Here is a 22,613-nt window from a genome sequence, read left to right as displayed (position 1 = left end):
CGAGGATTTCATGACCCCCGTGTCCGCCGCCGAACCCATTGATGCCGCCGCGCGCCGCGCCGTCCGTCCCGTCGTCGTTTATCCGAACGGCACACTTCAGACACCGGATCTGGCGCGTCTTGAACAGGCTAAAAAAGCCATGGTGAAGATAGACGAAGTCATCGTGCCACCGCGCGAGGGCGGCACTTTCAATGTTCCGAAGGGACACTTTTTCCGCATCGTCAGCACCGAAGGCCCGCAGGTGGGGGATTTGAACCTCTGGAATGCCCATGATCTGACGGAGCGCTTTTTCAGCGGCAAAACCCGCGCCCTGCATGCGACCCATGTTTCCGTAGGCAACCACCTGTGGAGCAATCTGCCGTCCCTGCGACCGATGGCGACCATCACCCATGATACTTTGTCATGGTATGGCTGGGATGAAGATGGCGGTGGCGTGCATGATGTGATCGGCACCCGGTGCGATCCCTACACCAACAAGCTTTTGAGCGGCGGCGACTATCACCATTGCTGCCATTCGAACCTCACCAATGCCCTCGCCGCGGCCAAAGGCCTGTCATTCGGCGAGGCGGAACCGCATGTACACGATGTTCTGAACGTCTTTATGTGCACGGGTTTCACCCGCGATACGCATCAGTATTTCATGAAGGCAAGCCCGGTGCGGCCGGGCGACTATCTGGAACTCTTCGCGGAAATTGATCTCATCGGCGCGCTCTCCGCTTGCCCCGGCGGCGATTGTGGTGCCAGCCATTCGAGCGACGCGGTCCCGTGCTATCCCCTGAAGGTGGAGATATTCCGGCCGGATATGGCGGTGCTTGAAGGCTGGCCCTGGCCGGAGAGGAATGCCTACCGTCCCGTGGAATGATGATAAGCACCACGGTCGTCATGCCGGACTAGATCCGGCAACCAGCCAAGGCGCGTCTGCGCCGAGAGGAATATTGCGCGATCAAGGACTGGATCGCGCCGCACCCCGGATAAGCTCCGGGGTGACGGTGTGCGGATGCCGCCATTCTGCCAAACGCTTGGGCGTCTTGGCAAACATCACGAGGCAAGCGCTGCCTTTATCTTTTCCGCATGGGCCTTCAGCACTTCGCCATCGGCCATAGCGCCGGAATGCGGCTTCAGCGGCTCGCCTTCTTTGCGCGGAATGACGTGGAAATGCAGGTGGAACACGGTCTGGCCAGCCGCCGGTTCGTTGAACTGGGCGATAAAGACGCCGTCCGCGTCGAAGGCTTCCTTTGCTGCGACTGCCAGTTTCTGCACCACGGCAATGGTCTTTGCCAGCACCTGCGGGTCGGCATCGAGCAGATTGCGCGAGCCGGTTTTCGGAACGACCAGAAGATGGCCGGGTGCCTGCGGCATCACATCCATGAAAGCCAGCGTATGCTCGTCTTCATAGAGCTTGTGGCTCGGAATTTCGCCGCGCAGGATTTTCGCGAAGATATTGTTGTCATCATAGGCGCTGGCGGTCATCGGTGGTCTCTCCTCGTAACGGACTAAAGCATGTCGCCTAAAAGCGTGTAGCGGTTTTGCGATAACGACATGCGACGAAACAAAGGCATAAAGCGTGGGCAGCGAATCTGAAAGATCGCGACAGCTTTATGTATCCGGCTCGTGCTCCTGTCGCTCACCCTTGCGGAAGGGCGTGTGGTCTTCCAGATAGTCGCCAATATGTTCGACCTCTTCACGCTCGCGCTGAAGATAATCGGCAATGGCGCGGCGCAGACCCGGATGAACGATGAAATGCGCTGAATGGGTGGTGACCGGCACGTAACCGCGCGCCAGCTTGTGCTCACCCTGCGCACCCGCCTCCACCCGCTTCAAACCCTTCGACAGCGCGAAATCGATCGCCTGATGGTAACAGACCTCGAAATGCAGGAAGGGATGATCCTCGATACAGCCCCAGTGTCGGCCGTAAAGCGCATCCGAGCCAATGAAATTGATTGCACCGGCGATATAGCGTCCCTCGCGTCTGGCCATGACCAGCAGAACGTCGTCAGGCATGCGCTCGCCGATCAGCGAATAGAATTCCCGCGTCAGATAGGGCCGTCCCCATTTGCGGCTGCCGGTATCCATGTAGAAGGCGAAGAACTGGTCCCAGATCTCCTCTGTCAGGTCGCTTCCGGTCAACCAGTCGATCTCGATGCCATTTTCCAGCGCTGCCCGACGTTCCTTTTTCAGCCCCTTGCGCTTGCGCGATGAAAGGGCATCGAGAAAATCGTTGTGATCGCGATAGCCGTCATTGATGAAGTGGAACTGCTGATCGGTCCTGTGCAGGAAGTCCCGGGGCAGAAGCGCGGATAGGTCGGCGTCTTCCAGAAACGTGACATGCGCGGAAGAAACGCCGATCTTTTCCGTCACCTGGACAAGGCCGGATACCAGAAGCGGTTTGAAGCGCGTCTCGTCTTCGGTTTCGGATACCAGCAGCCGCGGCCCGCTCGCCGGCGTAAACGGCACCGAACATTGCAGCTTCGGATAATAATGGCCGCCGGCTCGCTCAAAGGCATCCGCCCAGCCATGGTCGAAGACATATTCGCCCTTGCTGTGGTTCTTCAGATAGGCCGGAACGGCTCCGACGAGTTCGCCCGACGCGTTTTCGAGAAGCAGATGGTGCCCAAGCCATCCGGTCTTGGCAGTGGCGGATCCGGAATCTTCCATCGAGGATAGAAATGCGTGGGAAATGAAAGGATTGTACGGTTTTCCTGACACATTGCGTGATGTTCCGGAAAGCCGTTTCCAGCTGTCCGGATCGATATCCCTCAGGGATTGCGCAACGCGTATGGAATAGTCTTCTGTCATGCCGTGGCGGAGGGGTTCTCTCTCGGGTCGAAACCTTCGAATGTCATCTGGTCTGCATATTTATAGGTAGTCTCGCGCGCATTTTCATCCCTGACAGTCCAGGTAATCACGGGAAGCCCAAGTTTTCTTTGCGCCTCGATGAAACTATTGGGCAAATGACCCCAATGATAGGAGATGAAATCAACACCGATCTGCATCGCCTCGTCGTGTTTGAAGAAGTCTTCCGGCTTGGCGCCTTCGGCGGTAAGGCCGAGCGGCCAGGGCGAACCTGCAGCCTTCAGGTCTCTGAGGAGGTGATGGTCGAAGCTCATCAGAGCCACCTGGCCCTTGTAGCCCTCGAGATCTTCCAGCACCGCTTCGGCAAACCCGTCATCGACGCCTTCGCCCTGACGTCCTTTCAGTTCGATCACCAGCGGCACCTTGCCGGCGCATAGCGTCAGAAGCTGTTTCAGCGTCGGTATGCGGTCCTTGGTCTGACCGACCGAAAGCAGAGACAATTCACTGGCGGTATGTTCGCGCACGTCGCCCTTGATACCCGTCAGCCGGGCCATGTCGTCGTCGTGAAAAATCACCGGCACGCTATCGGCGGCCAGCTGCACGTCGCATTCGATGACAAAACCAGCGTCGATGGCGCGCGAAAATGCGGATAGCGTGTTTTCCCAGACCGCCTTGTTCAGGTCATGATAACCGCGATGGGCGACGGGCTGGGCGGTAAGCCAGGAAAGTTTAAGGGTCATACGTCGATTTCCACGATCGCGTCGATCTCGACGGCGGCATTGAAGGGCAGGCAGGCCATGCCGACGGCGGCGCGGGCGTGCTTGCCGGTATCACCCAGAACGTTGGCGAGGAGATTGGAGGCGCCGTTAATGACGAGATGCTGTTCAACGAACTCCGGAACCGAGGCAACGAAGCCGTTCAGCTTGAGGATACGACGGATTTTCGAGAGGTCGCCGTTCAAGGCAGCCTTGACCTGTGCGAGAATGTTGACGGCGCATAATTCGGCGGCGCGCTGGGCGGTTGCAACGTCAACATCGCGGCCAACGAGGCCAGTCACCGCAATCTTGCCTGATTCCATCGGCAGTTGACCCGATACATAAAGAAGATTGCCGCTGATGGTGAACGGAACGTAGTTTGCGGCAGGTGCTGCCGCTACGGGAAGAGTAAAGCCCAGTTCCTTGAGGCGGCCTTCGATGACATCAGACATTTTCGTCTCCGGTTTTGTTGTAAATCCTTCAAGAATCCGGCATTCAGAAGATGTTGATCCAAAAGCCGGGCGGTTGCTTGTACAATATGAGCAGCGAGTCCAACAGGAGATATTGAATGTTTGTCAGGACGCTTGGTTTCGTTGCCGCCACAGGGCTCATGACCGGCCTGTCGAACGGTGCCAATGCCTTGCCCGTCACGGTTCCGGACCTCATCGCCCATCGCGCCGTCTACGATCTCGAACTCAAGGACGCGACGGATCGTTCCGGTATCGAGGGTATGACGGGCCGCATGGTCTATGAATTCACCGGCTCTGCCTGTCAGGGTTACAAGACGGATTTCCGTTTCGTGACACAGATCAACACCGGCGACGCGGTCCGCATGACCGACCAGCAGACGACGACCTTCGAGGACCTGGCGGCCAGGAAGTTCACCTTCGAGACCAAGTCCTACACCGACGACAAGCTGGACAAGGAAGTGCAGGGCGCTGCAATCGACAACAAAGAGGGTGTGAAGGTTGATCTGACCCGCCCGGACCCCCGTCAGATCGATCTCGTCGCCAGCGAATTTCCGACCGAGCACATGTTTCAGGTCATTGAAAACGCCAAGCAGGGAAAGCGCATCTTCGAATCCCGTATTTTCGACGGCTCGGATGACGGCGATGAAAGCCTGATCACTTCGACGCTGGTCGGCAAGGCGCAGATGCCGAAGGACGGCGATGCCGAGGCCGGCAAGGCGGGCGAATTCGGCAAAGCCGCGTTCTGGCCGGTGACGATCGCTTATTACAACGACAAGACAGGCACCGACGCCCTGCCGATCTACCGCATGTCGTTCAAGCTTTACGATAACGGAATCACCCGCGATCTGACGATGGATTACGGCGATTTCGTTCTGACCGGCAAGCTCGCGAAGCTTGATATCCTCAAGCCGGAAACCTGCGAAAACAAGCCGGTTCGCTAAAAGACGGACCGTTTGCGTGGTTTTTTCGCAGAAATGCTTGCTTTTTATCTGAGGCGACTGTATGCGCCTCACCATTCCACACGCGAAGCTTGGGATGTTCCGGGAGAAATCCGGTCCGTTCCGCCCGGTGGTGTCGATGAAAATCGGCGCTGTTCGCTTCGCGGGGGTTAAACCGGAAAAGGAGTAACTAGGCATGGCATTGCCCGATTTTTCTATGCGTCAGCTTCTGGAAGCTGGTGTTCACTTTGGTCACCAGACACATCGCTGGAACCCGAAGATGAAGCCGTACATCTTCGGCGACCGTAACAACATCCACATCATCGACCTGGCTCAGACCGTTCCGATGCTGTCGCGCGCCCTTCAGGTCGTGTCCGACACCGTTGCTCGTGGCGGCCGCGTTCTGTTCGTCGGCACCAAGCGTCAGGCGTCTGAAATCATCGCCGACAGCGCAAAGCGTTCGGCCCAGTATTACGTCAACTCCCGCTGGCTCGGCGGCATGATGACCAACTGGAAGACGATCTCCAACTCGATCCAGCGTCTGCGCAAGGTTGACGAGATCCTGAACTCGGAAGGCACCGGCTATTCCAAGAAAGAGCGTCTGACCCTCGAGCGCGAACGCGAAAAGCTTGAAAAGGCTCTCGGCGGTATCCGCGATATGGGCGGCGTTCCGGACCTGATGTTCATCATCGACACCAACAAGGAAAAGATCGCGATCGAAGAAGCCAAGCGTCTTGGCATTCCGGTCGTTGCGATCATCGACTCCAACTGCGATCCGGATCACATCGACTATCCGATCCCGGGTAACGACGACGCATCGCGCGCGATCTCGCTCTATTGCGACCTGATCGCCCGCGCCGCCATCGACGGCATCCTGCGTCAGCAGGGTTCGTCCGGCCGCGACATCGGCGCTTCGGAAGAAGCTCCGATCGAGCCCGCGCTCGAAGACGAGGCTGGCGCCTGATATAGGCCCTGTCTGGCGGCGATTTCTTGTCGCCGTCTCCTCGACCAGGATATGACAAGGCCGTCAAAGACCTTAAATGGGTTGACGGCCTTGTTCGTTTCAAACCGCTCCGTCGGGGCTTCGGTGAAGTCTCTGGCGTTTTGATGCGGATGAAATCCGGTGGCAGCCTTCATAACGCTGTCACACTTGAGCGGCACCCATCGTTTCGATGTATGGAGACGCCGCAGCACTTGGGAATGCGCATGCCCCTTTCCGAAATCGTCCCGGTTTCAAAGGGTGTGCGGCCGGGTACACTCATCACCCAGAACTTCGGCACGGCGAATTCAGCCGGCTGACCGATCGAACCGATAAGAGGCAAACAATGACCGAAATCACAGCCGCAATGGTGAAGGAACTGCGCGAGAAATCCGGCGCAGGCATGATGGACTGCAAGAAGGCTCTTGCTGAAACCAATGGCGACATGGAAGCGGCGATCGACTGGCTGCGCGCCAAGGGCATCGCAAAGGCCGACAAGAAGTCTGGCCGTACGGCTGCCGAAGGTCTGATCGGCGTCGCCACCATGGGTCACAAGGCTGTTGTTGTCGAACTCAACTCCGAAACCGACTTCGTTGCTCGCAACGACGCGTTCCAGGATCTCATTCGCGGCATTGCCCAGGTAGCGCTCTCCACCGACGGCACCGTTGAAGCCGTCAGCGCCGCCACCTATCCGGCAACCGGCAAGTCCGTTTCCGACAGCATCAAGGACGCGATCGCCACCATCGGCGAGAACATGACGCTGCGCCGTTCGGCAGCACTCGAAGTCGAGCACGGCGTTGTCGCGACGTACATCCACAATGCTGCCGGCGAAGGCATCGGCAAGCTTGGCGTTCTCGTTGCCCTGAAGTCGGTTGGCGACAAGGCCGTTCTGAGCTCCATCGGCCGCCAGGTCGCCATGCACATCGCTGCAACCAACCCGCTCGCCATCCGCGCCGAGGAAGTTGACGCAGCCGTGGCCGAGCGCGAACGCAACGTCTTCATCGAGCAGGCCCGTGAATCCGGCAAGCCGGAAGCCATCATCGAAAAGATGGTTGATGGCCGCATGCGCAAGTTCTTCGAAGAAGTCGCTCTTCTGTCGCAGGCTTTCGTCATCAACCCCGACATCACTGTCGGCGCTGCCGTCAAGGAAGCTGAAAAGGAAGCCGGTGCTGCCATCGAAGTGACGGGCATGGTTCGCCTGCTGCTCGGCGAAGGCGTCGAAAAGGAAGAAAGCGATTTCGCAGCAGAAGTCGCCGCAGTCGCCAAGGGCTGATTATATTTACCCAATCTTGGGAAAACGGGAGGGCATCGCGTGACAACGCGGTGCCCTTCGTGTATCCGCGTTTCGGTTACATTTCCGAGGAGTCATGATGTCTTCCAAGCCGATCTACAAACGTGTTCTTCTCAAGGCTTCCGGCGAAGCCCTTATGGGCGATCAGGGTTTCGGTATCGATGTGGCGGTTGCAGACCGTATCGCCTCCGATATTGCCGAGGCGAGGGCGATGGGCGTTGAAGTCGGCGTTGTCGTCGGCGGTGGCAATATTTTCCGCGGCGTTGCCGTGGCGTCCAAGGGCGGTGATCGCGTTACCGGCGACCATATGGGCATGCTGGCCACCGTCATCAACGCGCTGGCGCTCGCAACCTCCCTGCGCAAGCTCAGCATTGACACCGTCGTTCTGTCCGCAATCGCGATGCCGGAAATCTGTGAGAGCTTCTCGCAGCGTGCAGCGCTCCACCATCTGGCGCAGGGCCGCGTGGTGATTTTTGCCGGCGGCACGGGCAACCCCTTCTTCACCACCGATTCCGCTGCAGCGCTGCGCGCCGCGGAAATGGGCGCGGAAGCAATCTTCAAGGGCACCCAGGTGGACGGCATCTATTCCGCCGATCCGAAAAAGGACCCGACAGCCACCCGTTTCGACGAGCTGACCCACAGCGAAGTGCTCGGCAAGGGACTGGCGGTCATGGATATTGCAGCTGTCGCGCTTGCCCGCGAGAATCACATCCCGATCATTGTTTTCTCGATCCACGAGAAGGGCGGTTTCGCGCAGATATTGACCGGCGGCGGCCGCAAGACCATCGTGCACGACAAATAATCAAAAAACGATGTCGCCCCTGTGGCGTATTCCGGCCGCCACGGCCGATAGAGATGGAGTATCAAGATGAGTGGTATTGACCTCAACGATATCAAGCGCCGCATGGATGGTGCCATCAATGCATTCAAAAGCGATATCGCATCGCTGCGCACCGGCCGCGCTTCGGCCAACATTCTCGATCCGGTGACCATCGAGGCCTATGGCTCGCGCGTTCCGCTAAACCAGGTCGCAAACATCACGGTTCCGGAGCCGCGCATGCTCGGCGTCAACATCTGGGACAAGTCGATGGTGAACGCCGTCGACCGTGCCATCCGTGAATCCAATCTCGGCCTCAACCCGATCGTTGATGGTCAGAACCTGCGTATCCCGCTGCCAGAACTCAACGAGGAGCGCCGCAAATCGCTCGTCAAGGTAGCTCATGACTACGCCGAGAAGTCCAAGGTGGCGATTCGTCACGTGCGTCGCGATGGCATGGATGGTCTGAAAAAAGCCGAAAAAGACGGTGATATCGGCCAGGACGAAAGCCGTGGACAGTCGGAAAAAGTGCAGAAAATCACCGACGACACGATTTCGGAAATTGAGCGCTTGCTTGGCGAGAAGGAAAAGGAAATCATGCAGGTCTAGTATCGCTTGCGATAGACCTGTATTTTATTCGTTTTAATTCCGCGCTGCCTGTTACTGGATCGATATGCCGACGACGACACGTTCCTCAATACCCGAGCACGTCGCCATCATCATGGATGGAAATGGGCGATGGGCAAAACAGCGCGGTCTTCCGCGCGTGATGGGGCATCGCCGCGGGGTCGAGGCTGTGCGCGAAACGGTGCGTGCGGCCGGCGACTGCGGTGTCCGCTATCTCACACTTTTCGCGTTCTCGTCGGAAAACTGGCGCAGGCCCGAATCCGAGGTCAGCGACCTGATGGGGCTCTTGAAGGCTTTCATTAGGCGCGACCTTGCGGAACTGCACCGCGAAAACGTGCGTGTGCGCATCATCGGCGACAGGCAGGGGCTGAAAAACGATATCCGCAGTCTTCTCGAAGAAGCGGAACACATGACGGCTGATAACACCAGGCTGACGCTGGTGATTGCCTTCAATTACGGCAGCCGTGACGAGATCGCCCGCGCGACAATGGCTATTGCCCGCGATGTCGCCGAAGGCCGGCTGGATGCAGAATCGATCACGCCGGAGATTATTTCGGCAAGACTTGATACATCAGGCATACCGGATCCTGATCTGATCATCCGCACCAGCGGCGAGGAACGGCTGTCGAACTTCCTGCTCTGGCAGGCTGCCTATTCCGAGTTTCTGTTCGTTCCCGAATATTGGCCCGACTTCGACCGGCAGCGGTTTTTTTCCGCAATCGAGCAATATGCAACGCGTGATCGCCGTTTTGGCGCTCTGGCCGAGCAGGTTGCCGTGGCAGGCGCCTGATGAGCCGTGAACTCAGACTGCGGATCATATCCGCAATCGTCATGGCGGCGGTCATTTTGGCTGCGACCTGGTATGGCGGCATTCTGTTCCGCATCGTGGCCGGTCTGCTGGCGATCCTCATCTATTATGAATGGGCGACAATCACCCGCATGTCGGAAACCAATTCCACCGGCAATGCCTGGGGCTGGTTTGCGGTCGCCGTCATCGCCGGCAACACGATTTTCGGCGAACCTTCGCTCGACCTGCCTCTACTCTCTGGCTTCACGCTAACGGCGGCACTTTTTCCCGTCTTGCGTGGCAGAAACTGGTGGCTGGTGGGCGGCATCGTTTATGCGGGTCTGAGCGGCATATCGCTGGCCGCCATTCGCGGCGATGAGCTGACCGGTTTTGTCGCCATCCTGTTCATTTTCGCTGTCGTCTGGTCAACGGATATTCTCGCTTATTTCGTCGGGCGCGCCATCGGCGGGCCAAAGCTTGCGCCGTCGATCTCACCGGGCAAGACTTGGTCAGGCGCAATCGGCGGAGCGGTGGCCGCATTGATCGGCGGCGGCGCGGTGTCTCTTGCCTATCACGGCAGGATCAGCCTGCTGCTGCTTGGACTCGCTCTCATTCTTTCGGTGTTCAGCCAGATAGGCGATCTCTTCGAATCCTTCGTGAAACGGCGTTTTCAGGTCAAGGATTCGAGCCATCTCATTCCCGGCCATGGCGGCTTCATGGACCGGGTTGACGGTCTTGTTTTCGCCTGCTTTACGGTATTCCTCATTGCTTTCGTGCATGCGGCGGCAACCGGCGACGTGCCCGGATCGGGCGGCGGCCTGTTGCCGGGCTTTTAAGCGGCACGCAAGGTCATGAAATAAAGGGCAGATTGTCATGAACACAGTAATGGCGGCGACCGGTTTTCTGACCGGCTATATCGTGCCCTTCGTCCTCGTACTTTCCCTGCTCGTTTTCGTCCATGAAATGGGCCACTACCTTGTCGGCCGCTGGAGCGGCATTCGCTCCACCGCCTTTTCCATCGGTTTTGGCCCGGAGCTGATCGGCTTTACCGACAGGCACGGCACGCGCTGGAAGATTTCCGCCATACCGCTCGGCGGCTATGTAAAATTCTTCGGCGACGAGGATGCGTCCAGCAAGCCGGATAGTTCCGGCCTGTCGCATATGTCGCTTGAGGAGAGGGCGCAGACGCTTTCCGGCGCTAAGCTGTGGAAAAGGGCGGCGACGGTTGCCGCCGGACCTATTGCCAATTTCATTCTCGCCATTCTCATCTTCGCGGTCCTGTTCGGTGTCTATGGCCGTATGATCGCCGATCCGGTCGTGGCGGAAGTGCGTGAAAACAGCGCGGCTGCGGCCGCCGGCGTGCACCCCGGTGACCGCCTCGTTGCGATCGACGGTGAAAAGGTCAAGACGTTCGAGGACGTACGCCGTTATGTCGGCATCCGTCCGGGCACGCCGATCACCGTGACCGTCGAAAGGGCAGGCGAGGAGCTGAAGCTGCCGATGGTTCCGACCCGCACCGAAACCACGGACCAGTTCGGCAACAAGCTGGAAATGGGCATCATCGGCATTGTCACCGACCAGAACAGCGGCAATTTCCGCCACATCGAGTATTCGCCGTCTGAGGCGCTGCTTGAGGGCGTGCGTGAAACGGGCCACGTCATCACCGGTACTTTCAACTATATCGGTAACCTCGTGACCGGGCGCATGAACGCCGATCAACTGGGCGGTCCAGTCCGCGTAGCACAGGCTTCGGGCCAGATGGCGACGCTCGGTATTTCGGCCGTCATCCAGCTTGCAGCGGTTCTTTCCGTATCGATCGGTCTTTTGAACCTGATGCCTGTGCCGGTTCTGGACGGCGGACATCTGGTGTTTTATGCAATCGAGGCCATCCGCGGCAGACCGCTTGGTGCCGGTGCGCAGGAGGTTGCGTTCCGTATCGGCATGGCAATGATTTTGGGTCTTATGGTTTTTGCAACATGGAATGATATCAGCAGCTTGATTGGCTGAGGATAGTGTTTTAACGGTTTTGTTAGTCGATTGTTTACCCTGTTTTTATCCCGAAGTGGCGAATGCGCCACTCTGGATCACGAAGTAAACAGAATTTAACGTTCTGACTTGCTTGTAGGGGAAAAGCAGGTAAAACGACGCACATGGCCGGAGTCGGGTTCCGCCCGCTGAGGGACAACGTAAAAAGGTAAGAATTGAAATGAAGGCTGGTTCAAGATTTTTGAACGCGGTGTCGGCGGTTGCGCTGTCTGCTGGTGTTTCTTCGGTTGCGGGCCTCGGCGTGCTTGCCTCTGCTGGTGTTGCGAATGCAGCCGTCATCAGCAAGATTGATGTTCGTGGCGCTGAGAGATCCGGTGCGGACTCCGTACGCTCCAACATTACCATTGCGCCGGGTAAGAACTTTTCCAATTCGGATATCGATGAATCGGTGAAGCGTCTTTACGCCACCGGTTACTTCTCGAATGTCTCCATGCGCGTTTCCGGCAGCACGCTGGTTGTAACGGTCAACGAAAACCAGCTCGTCAATCAGGTGGTTTTCAACGGCAACCGCAAGATCAAGGACGACAAGCTCGCTGGCGTCGTGCAGACCCAGCCGCTCGGCCCGTTCAATCAGGCAATCGTTACTGCCGATATCGCGCGCATCAAGGAAGCCTATTCCGCGATCGGCCGCAGCGACGTCGAAATCACCACCCAGACCGTTTCCGTTGGTCAGGGCCGTGTGAACATCGCTTTCGTCATTAACGAAGGCGAGCGCACGAAGATCGGCCGCATCGATTTTGTCGGCAACAATTCCTATAGCGACGGTCGTCTGGCCGCTGTCATCAATACCAAGAAGTCCAACATGCTGTCGTTCCTGACACGCAAGGACGTCTATAACGAGGACAAGCTGCGCGCCGACGAAGAGGCGCTGCGCCAGTTCTACTACAACCGTGGTTATGCCGACTTCCGGGTCGTGTCGTCCGACGCGGTGCTTGATGAGTCCAAGAACGAATACACCATCTCCATCACGGTCGACGAAGGCAAGAAGTACGACTTCGGCAACGTCGCAGTCGAATCGACTGTTCCGGGTATTGACGGCTCCGAGCTTCAGGGTCTCGTGGAAACCCGCCAGGGCGCTAGCTACAGCGCCAAGGAAGTCCAGCAGAGCATGGAAGCGATTTCCAAGCGCGTTGCCGGTGAGGGGTATCCTTTCGCCCGTGTAACGCCGCGCGGCGACCGCGATATGTCCGGTAACACCATCGGTGTGACCTATATCGTCGATCAGGGCGAGCGCGCCTATGTCGAGCGTATCGAAATCCGTGGCAACACGCGTACGCGTGACTACGTCATTCGCCGCGAGTTCGATATTTCCGAAGGCGATGCTTTCAACCAGACGGTCATCACGGCTGCCAAGCGCCGCCTTGAAGCGCTCGGTTATTTTTCGAAGGTCAATGTCTCGACTGCCGGCGGCAGCGCGCCTGACCGCGTCGTCATCGTTGTCGACGTGGAAGATCAGTCGACAGGTTCGTTCGGTATCGGTGCGGGTTACTCGCAGAACGATGGTGTGCTGCTTGAAGCATCGATCGAAGAGAAGAACTTCCTCGGTCGCGGCCAGTACATTCGTCTCGCCGCCGGTGCGGGTGAAGACGATGCACGCAGCTACACGCTGTCCTTCACCGAGCCGTATTTCCTTGGTTACCGTCTGGCCGCAGGTTTCGACCTGTTCAAGAGCCAGAGCCGCAGCGAAGACTATTACGATTACGACGAGCAGGGCTTCGCACTGCGCGTGACGGCGCCGATCACCGAGAACCTCTCGACGACGTTCAAGTACACCTACAAGCAGCTCAACTACGACGGTGAGGGCGATTGGGAAACCGGCAGCAATCTTGCCGAGCCCTATAAGGCTCTGATCCGTGGCGGTGACTGGACACAGTCCATCATCTCCAACACGCTGAACTACAATACGCTCGACGACCGCAACATGCCGCGCGAAGGCTGGCAGGCTGCCTTAACGAACGAATTTGCAGGCCTCGGCGGCGATTCCGAATATTACAAGATCTACGCCAAGGCGCGCTTCTACTACACGCTTTCGGACGAGTACGATGTTATCGGCTCGCTCACCGGTCAGGCGGGTCACGTCGTTCCGACGGGCGACAATCTGCTGGTGTTCGATCAGTTCAAGTTCGGTGGTCGTCAGGTTCGCGGCTTCAAGAACGATGGTATTGGCCCGCGTATCGGTTCCGACTCCATCGGCGGCACGACCTACTTCGCGGCTTCTGCTGAAGTCACGGCTCCGATGCCAGGTGTTCCGGAAGATTTCGGCCTCCGTCTCGCCGGTTTCGTCGATGCCGGTACGCTGTACGGCAACAAGGTTGCCAACAGCGCAGGCGTGAAGGATGACAACTCCATCCGCGCATCCGCCGGTATCGGCGTGATGTGGGCATCGCCCTTCGGCCCGATCCGCGTCGACTATGCAGTTCCGATCGCCAAGGAAGACTACGACGAGGAACAGCGTTTCCGGTTTGGCATGTCCAACACTTTCTGATATCGGCAGTCCAGAACTGCAACTTTGAACGTTCTGGAGTGTCCGGCTAATGGAATACAACGCGTTTTTTCCGCCCCACGAGGGACTGCGATTGAAAGACATCGCAGACCGTTTTGGGGCGGAACTGTCTGATGAGGCGGCGGGAGAACGGATCATCAGGTCCGTTGCGCCGGTCTACCGGGCAAAACCCGACCAGCTCTGCTATATTCTTTCTCGCAAAAACCGCGATGAGTTGCCGACCTGTGAGGCTGGTGCCGTCATTTGTGACGCTGCACTTGCGGATATGCTGCCGTCTCACATCCCGGCGCTGATATCGAAAAACCCGCACACGCTTTTTGCGCAGGTAGGTGCCTTGTTGCATCCCGCCGCGATGCGTCCCGGTACGATTGTGGTGATGGAAGCTGAAGTTTCCCATACCGCGCATGTCGATCCGTCTGCAAAGCTGGAAGCTGGCGTGATTGTCGAGCCGCTTGCCGTGATTGGCGCTGGTGCCCATATCGGCGCCGGTACCCGGATCGGGCCTGGTGTCATCATCGGCGCGGATGTTCAGGTGGGGCGTGATTGCACGATTGCCGGCGGCGCGAGCATTCTTGCCGCTCTCATCGGCAACAATGTGATTATTCACAACGGAGCGCGCATCGGTCAGGACGGGTTCGGTTATGCGCCCGGTCCGCGCGGCATGCTGAAAATCGTGCAGATCGGCCGGGTTATCATTCAGGATAATGTTGAGATCGGCGCTAATACGACGATCGACCGTGGCACGATGGACGATACGGTCATCGGCGAAGGTACCAAGATCGACAATCAGGTTCAGATCGGCCACAACGTCCGCATCGGCCGCCATTGTGGCATCGTCAGCAAGGTCGGCATTGCGGGCAGCACCCGCATCGGCGATGGTGTGATGATCGGCGGCGCGGCGGGTATCAACGGCCATATCACTATTGGTGACGGCGTGCAGATTGCGGCGATGAGCGGTGTTGTCGCCGACGTTCCGGCCGGCGCCCGTTATGGTGGGACGCCAGCGCGTCCGATGAAGTATTTCCTGCGCGACATGGCCGATATTCTGGCGCGCGCTGAAGGGCGTGACAAAAAAACAGGAGAAAAAAACGATGACTGAAGAAACCAAGACGACGCTCGGCGCGGCTGACATTCTGGAAGTCATGAAGCTTTTGCCGCATCGTTACCCGTTCTTGCTCATCGACAAGATCATCGAGATCGATGGTAATAATTCGGCGATTGGCATCAAGAACGTGACGGTCAACGAACCGCATTTCACCGGTCATTTCCCGGATCGCCCGATCATGCCGGGCGTTTTGATCGTCGAGGCCATGGCCCAGACGGCAGGTGCGATCTGCGCCCGCAGCCAGGGTGAAGGCGGTTATCTCGTCTATTTCATGACAATCGACAATGCGCGCTTCCGTAGACCCGTCGTTCCCGGCGATCGTCTGGAAATTCATGTGGTCAAGCAGCGCCAGCGGGGCAATGTCTTCAAATTTCATTGCGAGGCCAAGGTCGAAGGCGCGCTGGTGGCGGAAGCTGACGTCGGTGCGATGATGATCCCCGAGGACCAGCAATGAGCACTATCGCGGCTTCGGCAAAAATTCACCCGACCGCCGTTGTCGAAGACGGCGCGGTTATCGGTGAAAATGTCGTCATCGGTGCCCTGAGCTATGTCGGCGCGAAAGTCACTCTGCAAGACGAGGTCACGCTGCACAATCATGCCGTCGTCTCCGGTCTCACCGTCATTGGCCGTGGTTCGGTCATCCATCCAATGGCCGTTATTGGCGGTACACCGCAGGCAATTCGCCACGATGGCTCGGAAACGACGCTCGAGATCGGTGCGCGCTGCATCATGCGCGAAGGCGTTACGATGAATGCGGGCAGCTCCGATGGCAGCGGCAAGACGATTGTCGGCGATGACAACCTGTTCCTCGCCAATTCGCATGTGGCGCATGATTGTCGCCTCGGCAGCCATATCATCCTGTCGAACAATGTGATGCTGGCGGGACATGTCACCATCGAGGACCGCGCTATCCTGGGCGGCGGCTGTGCCGTGCACCAGTTCACCCGAATCGGTCGTCAGGCCTTTATCGGCGGGTTGTCGGCGGTCAATTATGACGTCATTCCCTATGGCATGCTGAACGGTAATCCCGGCATTCTCGGCGGGCTGAATGTCGTTGGCATGACGCGTTCCGGTATAGACCGCGCGGATATTCACAAGGTCAGGCGCGTCTTCAAGCAGATCTTCGAAGGCGAAGGCGCTATCCGCAGCAATGCGGCTGCGATTGACCGCGCAGAATATCTCGATTGCCCCCAGGTCATCGAAATCCTCGATTTCATCGGTGCGGATAGCGACCGCGCGCTTTCCTCGCCAAACCGGGGCAAGTGAGCCGTGACAGGCGGCGGGCGTCTCGCCATCGTGGCCGGCAGCGGCCAGCTGCCGCTGCATGTCGCGGCGGCTGCGCGCGAGATGGGGGAGAACCCCTTCATTGTACAGCTGCGTGATGATTCCCAGTTTGACTGGAGCGGTTTCGACAATGCGGTGATTAGCGTCGGCGATGTCGCCGGGCTTGGTCGCCTGCTGCGCGAAAACCAGGTGGACCGCGTCGTGCTTTCCGGCGCAGTGGCGCGACGCCCTGAATGGCGGGAAATCCGCCCCACGATAGGCATATTGCTGAAACTGCCATCCATCGTCCGCACCCTGCTGTCGAGCGGCGATGACGCCGTTTTACAGATGGTCATCAAGGTCATCGGCACGCTTGGGGCAAAAGTCATTGGCGCCCACGAGATCGCACCCGGTCTGCTTGCTACGACCGGCCCTTTCGGTGCGCATAAACCTGCTGAAGACGATCTGCGCGACATACGCAAGGCCGCGCAGGCCGCACTGGCACTCGGCACGCTTGATGTCGGGCAGGGCGCAGTCGCCGTTGGCGGCCGTATCGTTGCACTGGAGGGCGTCGAGGGCACAGACGCGATGCTGGCGCGTGTCGCGGCATTACGCGCTGAGGGCCGCATCTCGACCCGTCGCAAGGGTGTTCTGGTGAAGCTCTGCAAGCCGCAGCAGGATATCCGCGCTGACCTGCCGACTATCGGCGTGGAAACGGTGGAGAACGCGCATAAGGCCGGGCTGGCGGGGATCGCCGTTGAAGCCGGGCGCGCGCTGGTACTTGATCGCGATGAGATGTTGAAGGCGGCAGATCAGGCCGGCATATTCGTCTGCGGTATTGATACGTCACTCGGTGAAGACATGATGGGCGGAGACATGGTGGGATGACGGCAACGTTGAAGGTGGCGGTTATAGCCGGCGAGGTATCCGGCGATCTTCTGGGCGCCGATCTCATCCGGTCCCTGAAAGGCCATTATTCGGGTTCTGTCGAGCTGATGGGCGTCGGCGGTGAGGCTCTGGAGGCGCAGGGGCTGGTTTCGCTGTTCGATTATTCCGAACTCTCCATCATGGGCTTCACGCAGGTTCTGAAGAAGCTGCCGAAGCTGATTTCGCGGATCAACCAGACTGCGCAGGCAGTCATTGTCGCCAAGCCGGATATTCTGCTGATCATCGACAGCCCGGATTTCACCCATCGTGTTGCGAAAAAAGTCCGCAAACAATTGCCGCATCTGCCGGTCGTCAATTATGTCTGCCCCAGCGTCTGGGCGTGGAAGGAATATCGCGCCACTGCGATGTTGTCCTATGTCGATCACGTTCTGGCCTTGCTTCCATTCGAGCCGGAGGCGATGCGGCGTCTCGGCGGCCCGCCGACAACCTTTGTCGGCCATCGCCTCAGCGTCGATCAAGACGTGCTCTCCGTGCGGCAGAGGCGGGCTGAGCGGCCCCTGCCTGCCAACGGCGAACCGAAAACCATTCTGCTCCTGCCGGGGTCACGTTCCACCGAAACGACCCGGTTGATGGAGCCGTTTCAGGAAGCGGCAAAAGCATATGTCGAGCGCAACGGCCCGACGAAGTTTCTGCTGCCGACAGTGCCGCGCCAGGAAAACCGCATCCGCGAACTGGCGGCAACATGGCCGCAGGATATCAGGCCTGAAATCGGCATCGATCCCGCCTTCAAGTGGAATGCATTTGCGCGCGCCGATGCGGCGATTGCCGCCTCCGGCACCGTTATTCTCGAACTCGCGCTCGTCGGCGTACCAACCATATCGGTCTACAAAACCGACTGGATTTTCACGATGCTGAGCAAACGGGTGAAAACCTGGACAGGTGCGCTTCCGAACCTGATTGCCGACTATGTCGTGGTGCCGGAATATTTCAACGAGGTGGTACGGGCAGGGTCGATGTTGCGCTGGGCCGAACGGCTCTCGTCCGACACCACCGAACGGCGGGCGATGCTGGACGGCTATGCTCTGGTGCAGGAGCGTTTGCACACCGAAGTGCCTCCTGGCGAAACCGGCGCCCTTATCCTTCTCGATGTGCTGAACAGCCGCAAGCAGCAAGGCTGAACCGGTAGCGATCCTGTCTGCTTCCTGGGGTTGGCAGGGCAGGTTTCGCTATTCTTATCGATGATCATATCCAACAAAAAAGCCGGCGGATAAAACCCGCCGGCTTTTTTATGTTGGTTGGTTTCCCGGCTTAACGCTTGGAAACCGGAACGTAGTCCCGCTTGCCGGCGCCCGTGTAGAGCTGACGCGGACGGCCGATGCGCTGCTGCGGATCCTCGATCATTTCGTTCCACTGCGCGATCCAGCCGACGGTGCGGGCCAGTGCGAACAGCACGGTAAACATGGTCGTGGGGAAGCCAAGCGCCTTCAGCGTGATACCCGAATAGAAGTCGACGTTCGGGTACAGCTTCTTCTCGACGAAATAAGGATCGGAAAGAGCGATCTTTTCGAGTTCGAGCGCGACCTGCATGATCGGATCGTCGGAGTTGCCGGTGGCTTCCAGCACTTCGTACATCGTCTTCTGCATGATCTTGGCGCGCGGGTCGTAGTTTTTGTACACGCGGTGGCCAAAGCCCATCAGGCGGAACGGATCGTTCTTGTCCTTGGCGCGGGCAATATATTCCGGAATGCGGTCAACCGTGCCGATTTCGTTGAGCATGTTGAGCGCCGCTTCGTTGGCGCCGCCATGTGCCGGACCCCAGAGGCAGGCGATGCCCGCTGCAATACAGGCGAACGGGTTTGCACCCGACGAACCGGCAAGACGCACCGTGGAGGTGGAAGCATTCTGCTCGTGATCCGCATGCAGGATGAAGATGCGGTCCATGGCCCGGGCCAGAACCGGATCGACCTTGTACTCTTCGCAAGGCACGGCAAAGCACATGTGCAGGAAGTTGGAAGCGTAATCGAGGTCGTTCTTCGGGTAAACGAAGGGCTGGCCGATATGGTACTTGTAGGCCATGGCGGCGATCGTCGGCATTTTCGCGATCATCCGCAGCGAAGCGACCATGCGCTGGTGCGGATCCGTAATGTCCGTCGAGTCGTGATAGAAGGCCGAGAGAGCGCCGACCGTGCCGCACATGACAGCCATCGGATGTGCGTCGCGACGGTAGCCGGTGAAGAAGCGGCTCATCTGCTCGTGCACCATGGTGTGGCGCGTGACGCGGGTGTCGAAGTCCTTCTTCTGCGCAGCTGTCGGCAATTCGCCGTAAAGCAGCAGATAGCAGGTTTCCAGGAAGTCGCCCTGTTCGGCAAGCTGCTCGATCGGGAAGCCGCGGTGCAGAAGAACGCCTTCGTCACCATCGATATAGGTGATCTTGGATTCGCAGGAGGCTGTCGAGGTGAAGCCGGGGTCGTAGGTGAAGGAGCCCGTGTGCTTGTACAGCGTGGCGATATCGACGACGCTTGGTCCAATCGTGCCTTCCCTGACCGGGAGTTCGACCTGTTTTTCGCCAAGTGTCACTGTAGCGCTTTTTTCCGTCATACTGATCCTCCGAAAACATGCGGGTGGGGGCGTTGAGATACGCCCCGCGGTTAAGCGTCTACCGATTAGCTATATGATCCTTGCGCGGATGCCAAGCTATCCAAAGGTCAAATTGTGCATTGCGGCAAACGCAATCGCGTTGCTTCAGGCTTTCCCGGCAGCAGCAATTCAATCTCGGTCAACGCATCGTTAAAGTAAAGGATTGCAATCCCCAGCGCTGGTCTGCAAACCTGTTTTTGGTGCGGCAAGGGGCGGTGGGGATTGCTCGGTCAAGGGGAAAAACAGCATTTCGAATATGCTAAAACGATGCAGGGAGACTTGCCCGGCACGCGGGAAATTCTGTTTCCTCTCCGCCGAAGCAGTGATGCGGCAACATATGACACTCCCGCCATTATTCCCGAGATTAACCGCAACACTACCGTGGCCGAAAAAATCGCCACGTGCCTGGCCGAGGAGCGCGCATTCGGCCACGATTTTCTTTTCATTCCCGTTTCCATCGGCTGCGGCGCGGTATTCTGGTTTTCTCTAGATGCCACGCCTTCCCCGGTCGTTTTGATTGCCACATTTCTTTTTGTCGCCGTTCTGGCGCTCTTTGTGAGATACAAGGCTGGCATTGCGGCGGCGGGTTGCGGCCCCTTCGCTTTTCTATTGCTCGGCATGCTTCTGGCAGATTTCGAAACCCGACGGGCAGGGACCGTGGTGCTGGATACCCCCGTGACCACCACCATCACCGGCACCGTGGCGCGCCGGGAGGTCGATGCACGCGGCTACTGGCGATATGTCGTCGATCTGACCGCAACAGCGGACCCGACATTGTCGCGTCCGCCGCAGAGGATATCGGTGCTTTCGCGTGGCGGAGGCGAGCCGATCGCACTCGGCGCAACACTTCGCGGCAAGGTCCGCCTCTCGCCGCCATCCGGCCCGGCCTTACCGGGACTGAACGACTTCGCCTTCACGTCCTATTTCAGAGGCATAGGCGCGACCGGTTTCTTTTATAAATCACCGGATGCGCTTATATCACCCGTTGGTGACGCAAGGCCTGACAAGGGTTGGTTGGAATGGGCCGATATGCGGCTTTACGGCCTTCGCAGCGCAATTGCCGAACGCATCCGCACCACCATCGGCGGTGATGCCGGAGCCTTCGCCGCCTCCATCATCACCGATGAGAGACAGGCTATATCGGCGGAGACGATGGAGGCGTTGCGGCTCTCCGGCCTTGCCCATATCGTTGCCATATCCGGGCTCAACATGGCACTGGCCTCCGGCATATTCTTTGTTGGCCTTAGACTGGCTTTCAGCCTGTTTCCCGCCTTTGCGCAGCGCTGGCCGGTCAAGAAGATCGCGGCTTTCGCGGCACTGCTGATGACGCTTGCCTATTATCTGATTTCCGGTTTCGCCGTTTCCGCCGAGCGTGCCTGGCTGATGATGTCTGTGATGCTGATCGCGGTCCTTTTCGATCAGCCATCACTCAGCCTCAGAAACGTTGCCATTTCCGCCCTGATCATTCTGGCTTTCTCGCCCTCGGAAATCATGGGTCCGAGTTTTCAGATGTCATTTGCGGCCACCATAGCGCTTGTGTCCGCCTATGCCTTCTGGAGCCGTTGGCGCACGGACCGCGAACGGCTGTTCATCGGGCGCAAGCCCGCATGGCTGAAGGTGGCGGAAATGATGGGCGCGGTCATTGGCGGCGTTATCACGACGTCGCTGATCGGGGGCCTTTCGACGGCGATCTATTCAGCCGAACATTTTCACCGTGTCACCACCTATGGACTGTTCGCCAATCTGGCTGCGATGCCGCTCATGTCGCTGATCGTCATGCCATTCGCTCTTATCGCAATGCTGCTGATGCCCTTCGGGCTCGACGCGCCGTTCCTGAAGATCATGGGTTATGGCATGGCACTCGTCATCGAGGTTGCAAACGAGGTGGCCTCCTGGGGMGGCAGCGCAGCGACTGGGCGTCCGCATGGCTGGTTTGTCGGTTTGGCTTCGGTGGGTTTCCTGCTGCTGACATTGCTGCGCAGCCGGCTTGCGCTTCTTGGCATCCCGTTTCTGCTCTTCGCCTTCGGCGTGTCGGCAGTTACGGCCTATCGTGATCTACCGGATCTATTGATTCACGAGGACGGCGAATTGGTGGCACTCGTGGAGGACGGCAAGGTCTCAACCACAAAAGCCCGTCCGCAGGGCTTCGTTTACGGCCAGTGGCAAAGGGCGCTGCTGCTGCCGGAAAAAACCGTGCCGCCAGATTTTATAAATGATGAGAGCATGGCAAATACTGCTGGTTCTGACTCGAGATCGAAACTGTCGCCCGAAGACATGGCTGTGGTGGTACGCGAGATGACGGCGGCGCTCAAAGACGCCAAAGTTGGCGTCTTCACCTGCAGGAAAGACATATGGTGCGTAGCGAGCGCCGCAAGCGGAGAGTGGATCGTCGTTCTGGACGATGGCCGCTTCGCCGGAAAAGCCTGCGATATTGCCGATATCGTCGTTGTTTCCCGCAGAACCTCTTTTTCGCAGTGCCGCTCGGGTGCACTCCTGCTCAGCCGTGACATCTTGCGGCGTCTCGGTTCTGTGGAAATAGATTTTGCTAACAAGAGGGAGGAGGGTGTGGCGAGCGGGCTGCGCGCCGCAATCGCCGGAACGGACAGGCCCTGGAGCCAGCACCGTTATTACGACTGGAAAAGCGGACGTTTCGACCGTGATCTGCCGCAGCCCATCATCCGGCTGCTGGCGGCGTCGCAATGACTGCCGCCAGC

22 protein-coding genes are annotated in these 22,613 nt (G+C 58.5%); 17 read left to right on the top strand and 5 right to left on the bottom strand.

Annotation, left to right across the window (positions count from 1 at the left end; genetic code table 11):
* Positions 1-10: 10 nt before the first annotated feature.
* Positions 11-862, top strand: coding sequence for an urea carboxylase-associated family protein (locus AC1DCP_RS07665; RefSeq protein ID WP_065688261.1), 852 nt, complete (start codon positions 11-13; stop codon positions 860-862).
* Positions 863-1,038: 176 nt separating this feature from the next.
* On the opposite strand, the gene AC1DCP_RS07660 is transcribed toward AC1DCP_RS07665, so the two are convergent.
* From AC1DCP_RS07660 to AC1DCP_RS07645, 4 genes are all read right to left on the bottom strand, one after another.
* Entirely contained in the window at positions 1,039-1,470 is a 432-nt protein-coding gene (locus AC1DCP_RS07660; protein WP_019565530.1) for an HIT family protein, read from the bottom strand.
* A 126-nt stretch (positions 1,471-1,596) separates the two neighbouring features.
* On the bottom strand, positions 1,597-2,796 hold the full coding sequence (locus tag AC1DCP_RS07655; RefSeq protein WP_065688262.1) for a GNAT family N-acetyltransferase: 1,200 nt from the start codon (positions 2,794-2,796) through the stop codon (positions 1,597-1,599).
* Positions 2,793-3,533, bottom strand: coding sequence for a glycerophosphodiester phosphodiesterase (locus tag AC1DCP_RS07650; protein ID WP_476774207.1), 741 nt, complete (start codon positions 3,531-3,533; stop codon positions 2,793-2,795). The genes AC1DCP_RS07655 and AC1DCP_RS07650 overlap by 4 nt, the downstream gene beginning before the upstream one ends.
* Positions 3,530-4,000, bottom strand: coding sequence for a RidA family protein (locus AC1DCP_RS07645; protein ID WP_367079003.1), 471 nt, complete (start codon positions 3,998-4,000; stop codon positions 3,530-3,532). The genes AC1DCP_RS07650 and AC1DCP_RS07645 overlap by 4 nt, the downstream gene beginning before the upstream one ends.
* Positions 4,001-4,116: 116 nt before the next feature.
* Here AC1DCP_RS07645 and AC1DCP_RS07640 point away from each other — a divergent pair, with 116 nt between their 5' ends.
* The 15 genes from AC1DCP_RS07640 (at position 4,117) to lpxB (ending at position 18,440) form a co-directional block, all read left to right on the top strand.
* Positions 4,117-4,959, top strand: coding sequence for a cell envelope integrity EipB family protein (locus AC1DCP_RS07640; RefSeq protein ID WP_019565533.1), 843 nt, complete (start codon positions 4,117-4,119; stop codon positions 4,957-4,959).
* A 61-nt stretch (positions 4,960-5,020) separates the two neighbouring features.
* Positions 5,021-5,146, top strand: a complete 126-nt coding sequence (locus AC1DCP_RS07635) for a hypothetical protein (protein ID WP_003512833.1) — start codon at positions 5,021-5,023, stop codon at positions 5,144-5,146.
* Positions 5,147-5,152: 6 nt separating this feature from the next.
* The gene (gene rpsB, locus AC1DCP_RS07630; RefSeq protein WP_003512836.1) at positions 5,153-5,920 is read left to right on the top strand and encodes a 30S ribosomal protein S2; all 768 of its coding nucleotides are present in this window, start codon (positions 5,153-5,155) and stop codon (positions 5,918-5,920) included.
* A 361-nt stretch (positions 5,921-6,281) separates the two neighbouring features.
* A complete protein-coding gene (tsf, locus tag AC1DCP_RS07625) occupies positions 6,282-7,208 on the top strand; it encodes a translation elongation factor Ts (RefSeq protein WP_003512838.1) in 927 nt (308 codons plus the stop codon).
* Between the two features lie 97 nt (positions 7,209-7,305).
* Positions 7,306-8,028 carry a UMP kinase gene (pyrH, locus tag AC1DCP_RS07620; protein WP_003502561.1) on the top strand — a complete coding sequence of 241 codons (723 nt, stop codon included), beginning with the start codon at positions 7,306-7,308 and terminating at the stop codon, positions 8,026-8,028.
* Between the two features lie 66 nt (positions 8,029-8,094).
* On the top strand, positions 8,095-8,652 hold the full coding sequence (frr, locus tag AC1DCP_RS07615; RefSeq protein WP_003512840.1) for a ribosome recycling factor: 558 nt from the start codon (positions 8,095-8,097) through the stop codon (positions 8,650-8,652).
* Positions 8,653-8,716: 64 nt separating this feature from the next.
* The gene (locus AC1DCP_RS07610) at positions 8,717-9,460 is read left to right on the top strand and encodes an isoprenyl transferase (RefSeq protein ID WP_003512842.1); all 744 of its coding nucleotides are present in this window, start codon (positions 8,717-8,719) and stop codon (positions 9,458-9,460) included.
* Positions 9,460-10,293, top strand: coding sequence for a phosphatidate cytidylyltransferase (locus AC1DCP_RS07605; protein WP_003512845.1), 834 nt, complete (start codon positions 9,460-9,462; stop codon positions 10,291-10,293). The genes AC1DCP_RS07610 and AC1DCP_RS07605 overlap by 1 nt, the downstream gene beginning before the upstream one ends.
* A 49-nt stretch (positions 10,294-10,342) precedes the next feature.
* Positions 10,343-11,464: an RIP metalloprotease RseP gene (gene rseP, locus AC1DCP_RS07600; RefSeq protein ID WP_019565535.1), complete on the top strand. Its 1,122-nt coding sequence runs from the start codon at positions 10,343-10,345 to the stop codon at positions 11,462-11,464.
* A 199-nt stretch (positions 11,465-11,663) separates the two neighbouring features.
* On the top strand, positions 11,664-13,988 hold the full coding sequence (gene bamA / locus AC1DCP_RS07595) for an outer membrane protein assembly factor BamA (RefSeq protein ID WP_019565536.1): 2,325 nt from the start codon (positions 11,664-11,666) through the stop codon (positions 13,986-13,988).
* A gap of 49 nt (positions 13,989-14,037) precedes the next feature.
* The gene (gene lpxD / locus AC1DCP_RS07590; protein WP_013636019.1) at positions 14,038-15,105 is read left to right on the top strand and encodes a UDP-3-O-(3-hydroxymyristoyl)glucosamine N-acyltransferase; all 1,068 of its coding nucleotides are present in this window, start codon (positions 14,038-14,040) and stop codon (positions 15,103-15,105) included.
* Positions 15,098-15,565 carry a 3-hydroxyacyl-ACP dehydratase FabZ gene (fabZ, locus tag AC1DCP_RS07585; RefSeq protein ID WP_013636020.1) on the top strand — a complete coding sequence of 156 codons (468 nt, stop codon included), beginning with the start codon at positions 15,098-15,100 and terminating at the stop codon, positions 15,563-15,565. Before lpxD ends, fabZ begins: the two co-directional genes overlap by 8 nt.
* Positions 15,562-16,377 (top strand): acyl-ACP--UDP-N-acetylglucosamine O-acyltransferase, encoded by an 816-nt coding sequence (lpxA, locus tag AC1DCP_RS07580; protein ID WP_013636021.1) that lies wholly within the window; start codon positions 15,562-15,564, stop codon positions 16,375-16,377. Before fabZ ends, lpxA begins: the two co-directional genes overlap by 4 nt.
* A 3-nt stretch (positions 16,378-16,380) precedes the next feature.
* Positions 16,381-17,262 carry an LpxI family protein gene (locus AC1DCP_RS07575; RefSeq protein WP_003512855.1) on the top strand — a complete coding sequence of 294 codons (882 nt, stop codon included), beginning with the start codon at positions 16,381-16,383 and terminating at the stop codon, positions 17,260-17,262.
* Positions 17,259-18,440: a lipid-A-disaccharide synthase gene (gene lpxB, locus AC1DCP_RS07570; RefSeq protein WP_065688263.1), complete on the top strand. Its 1,182-nt coding sequence runs from the start codon at positions 17,259-17,261 to the stop codon at positions 18,438-18,440. Before AC1DCP_RS07575 ends, lpxB begins: the two co-directional genes overlap by 4 nt.
* 130 nt (positions 18,441-18,570) lie before the next feature.
* On the opposite strand, the gene gltA is transcribed toward lpxB, so the two are convergent.
* A complete protein-coding gene (gene gltA, locus AC1DCP_RS07565) occupies positions 18,571-19,860 on the bottom strand; it encodes a citrate synthase (RefSeq protein WP_003496202.1) in 1,290 nt (429 codons plus the stop codon).
* A 306-nt stretch (positions 19,861-20,166) separates the two neighbouring features.
* Here gltA and AC1DCP_RS07560 point away from each other — a divergent pair, with 306 nt between their 5' ends.
* A complete protein-coding gene (locus AC1DCP_RS07560) occupies positions 20,167-22,602 on the top strand; it encodes a ComEC/Rec2 family competence protein (RefSeq protein WP_476774206.1) in 2,436 nt (811 codons plus the stop codon).
* The last annotated feature ends 11 nt before the right edge of the window (positions 22,603-22,613 follow it).

Source organism: Agrobacterium sp. 10T429 (genome assembly GCF_056393925.1).
The sequence above is the reverse complement of the archived record's forward strand: the minus strand, read 5'-3'. Positions and strand labels throughout refer to the sequence as shown.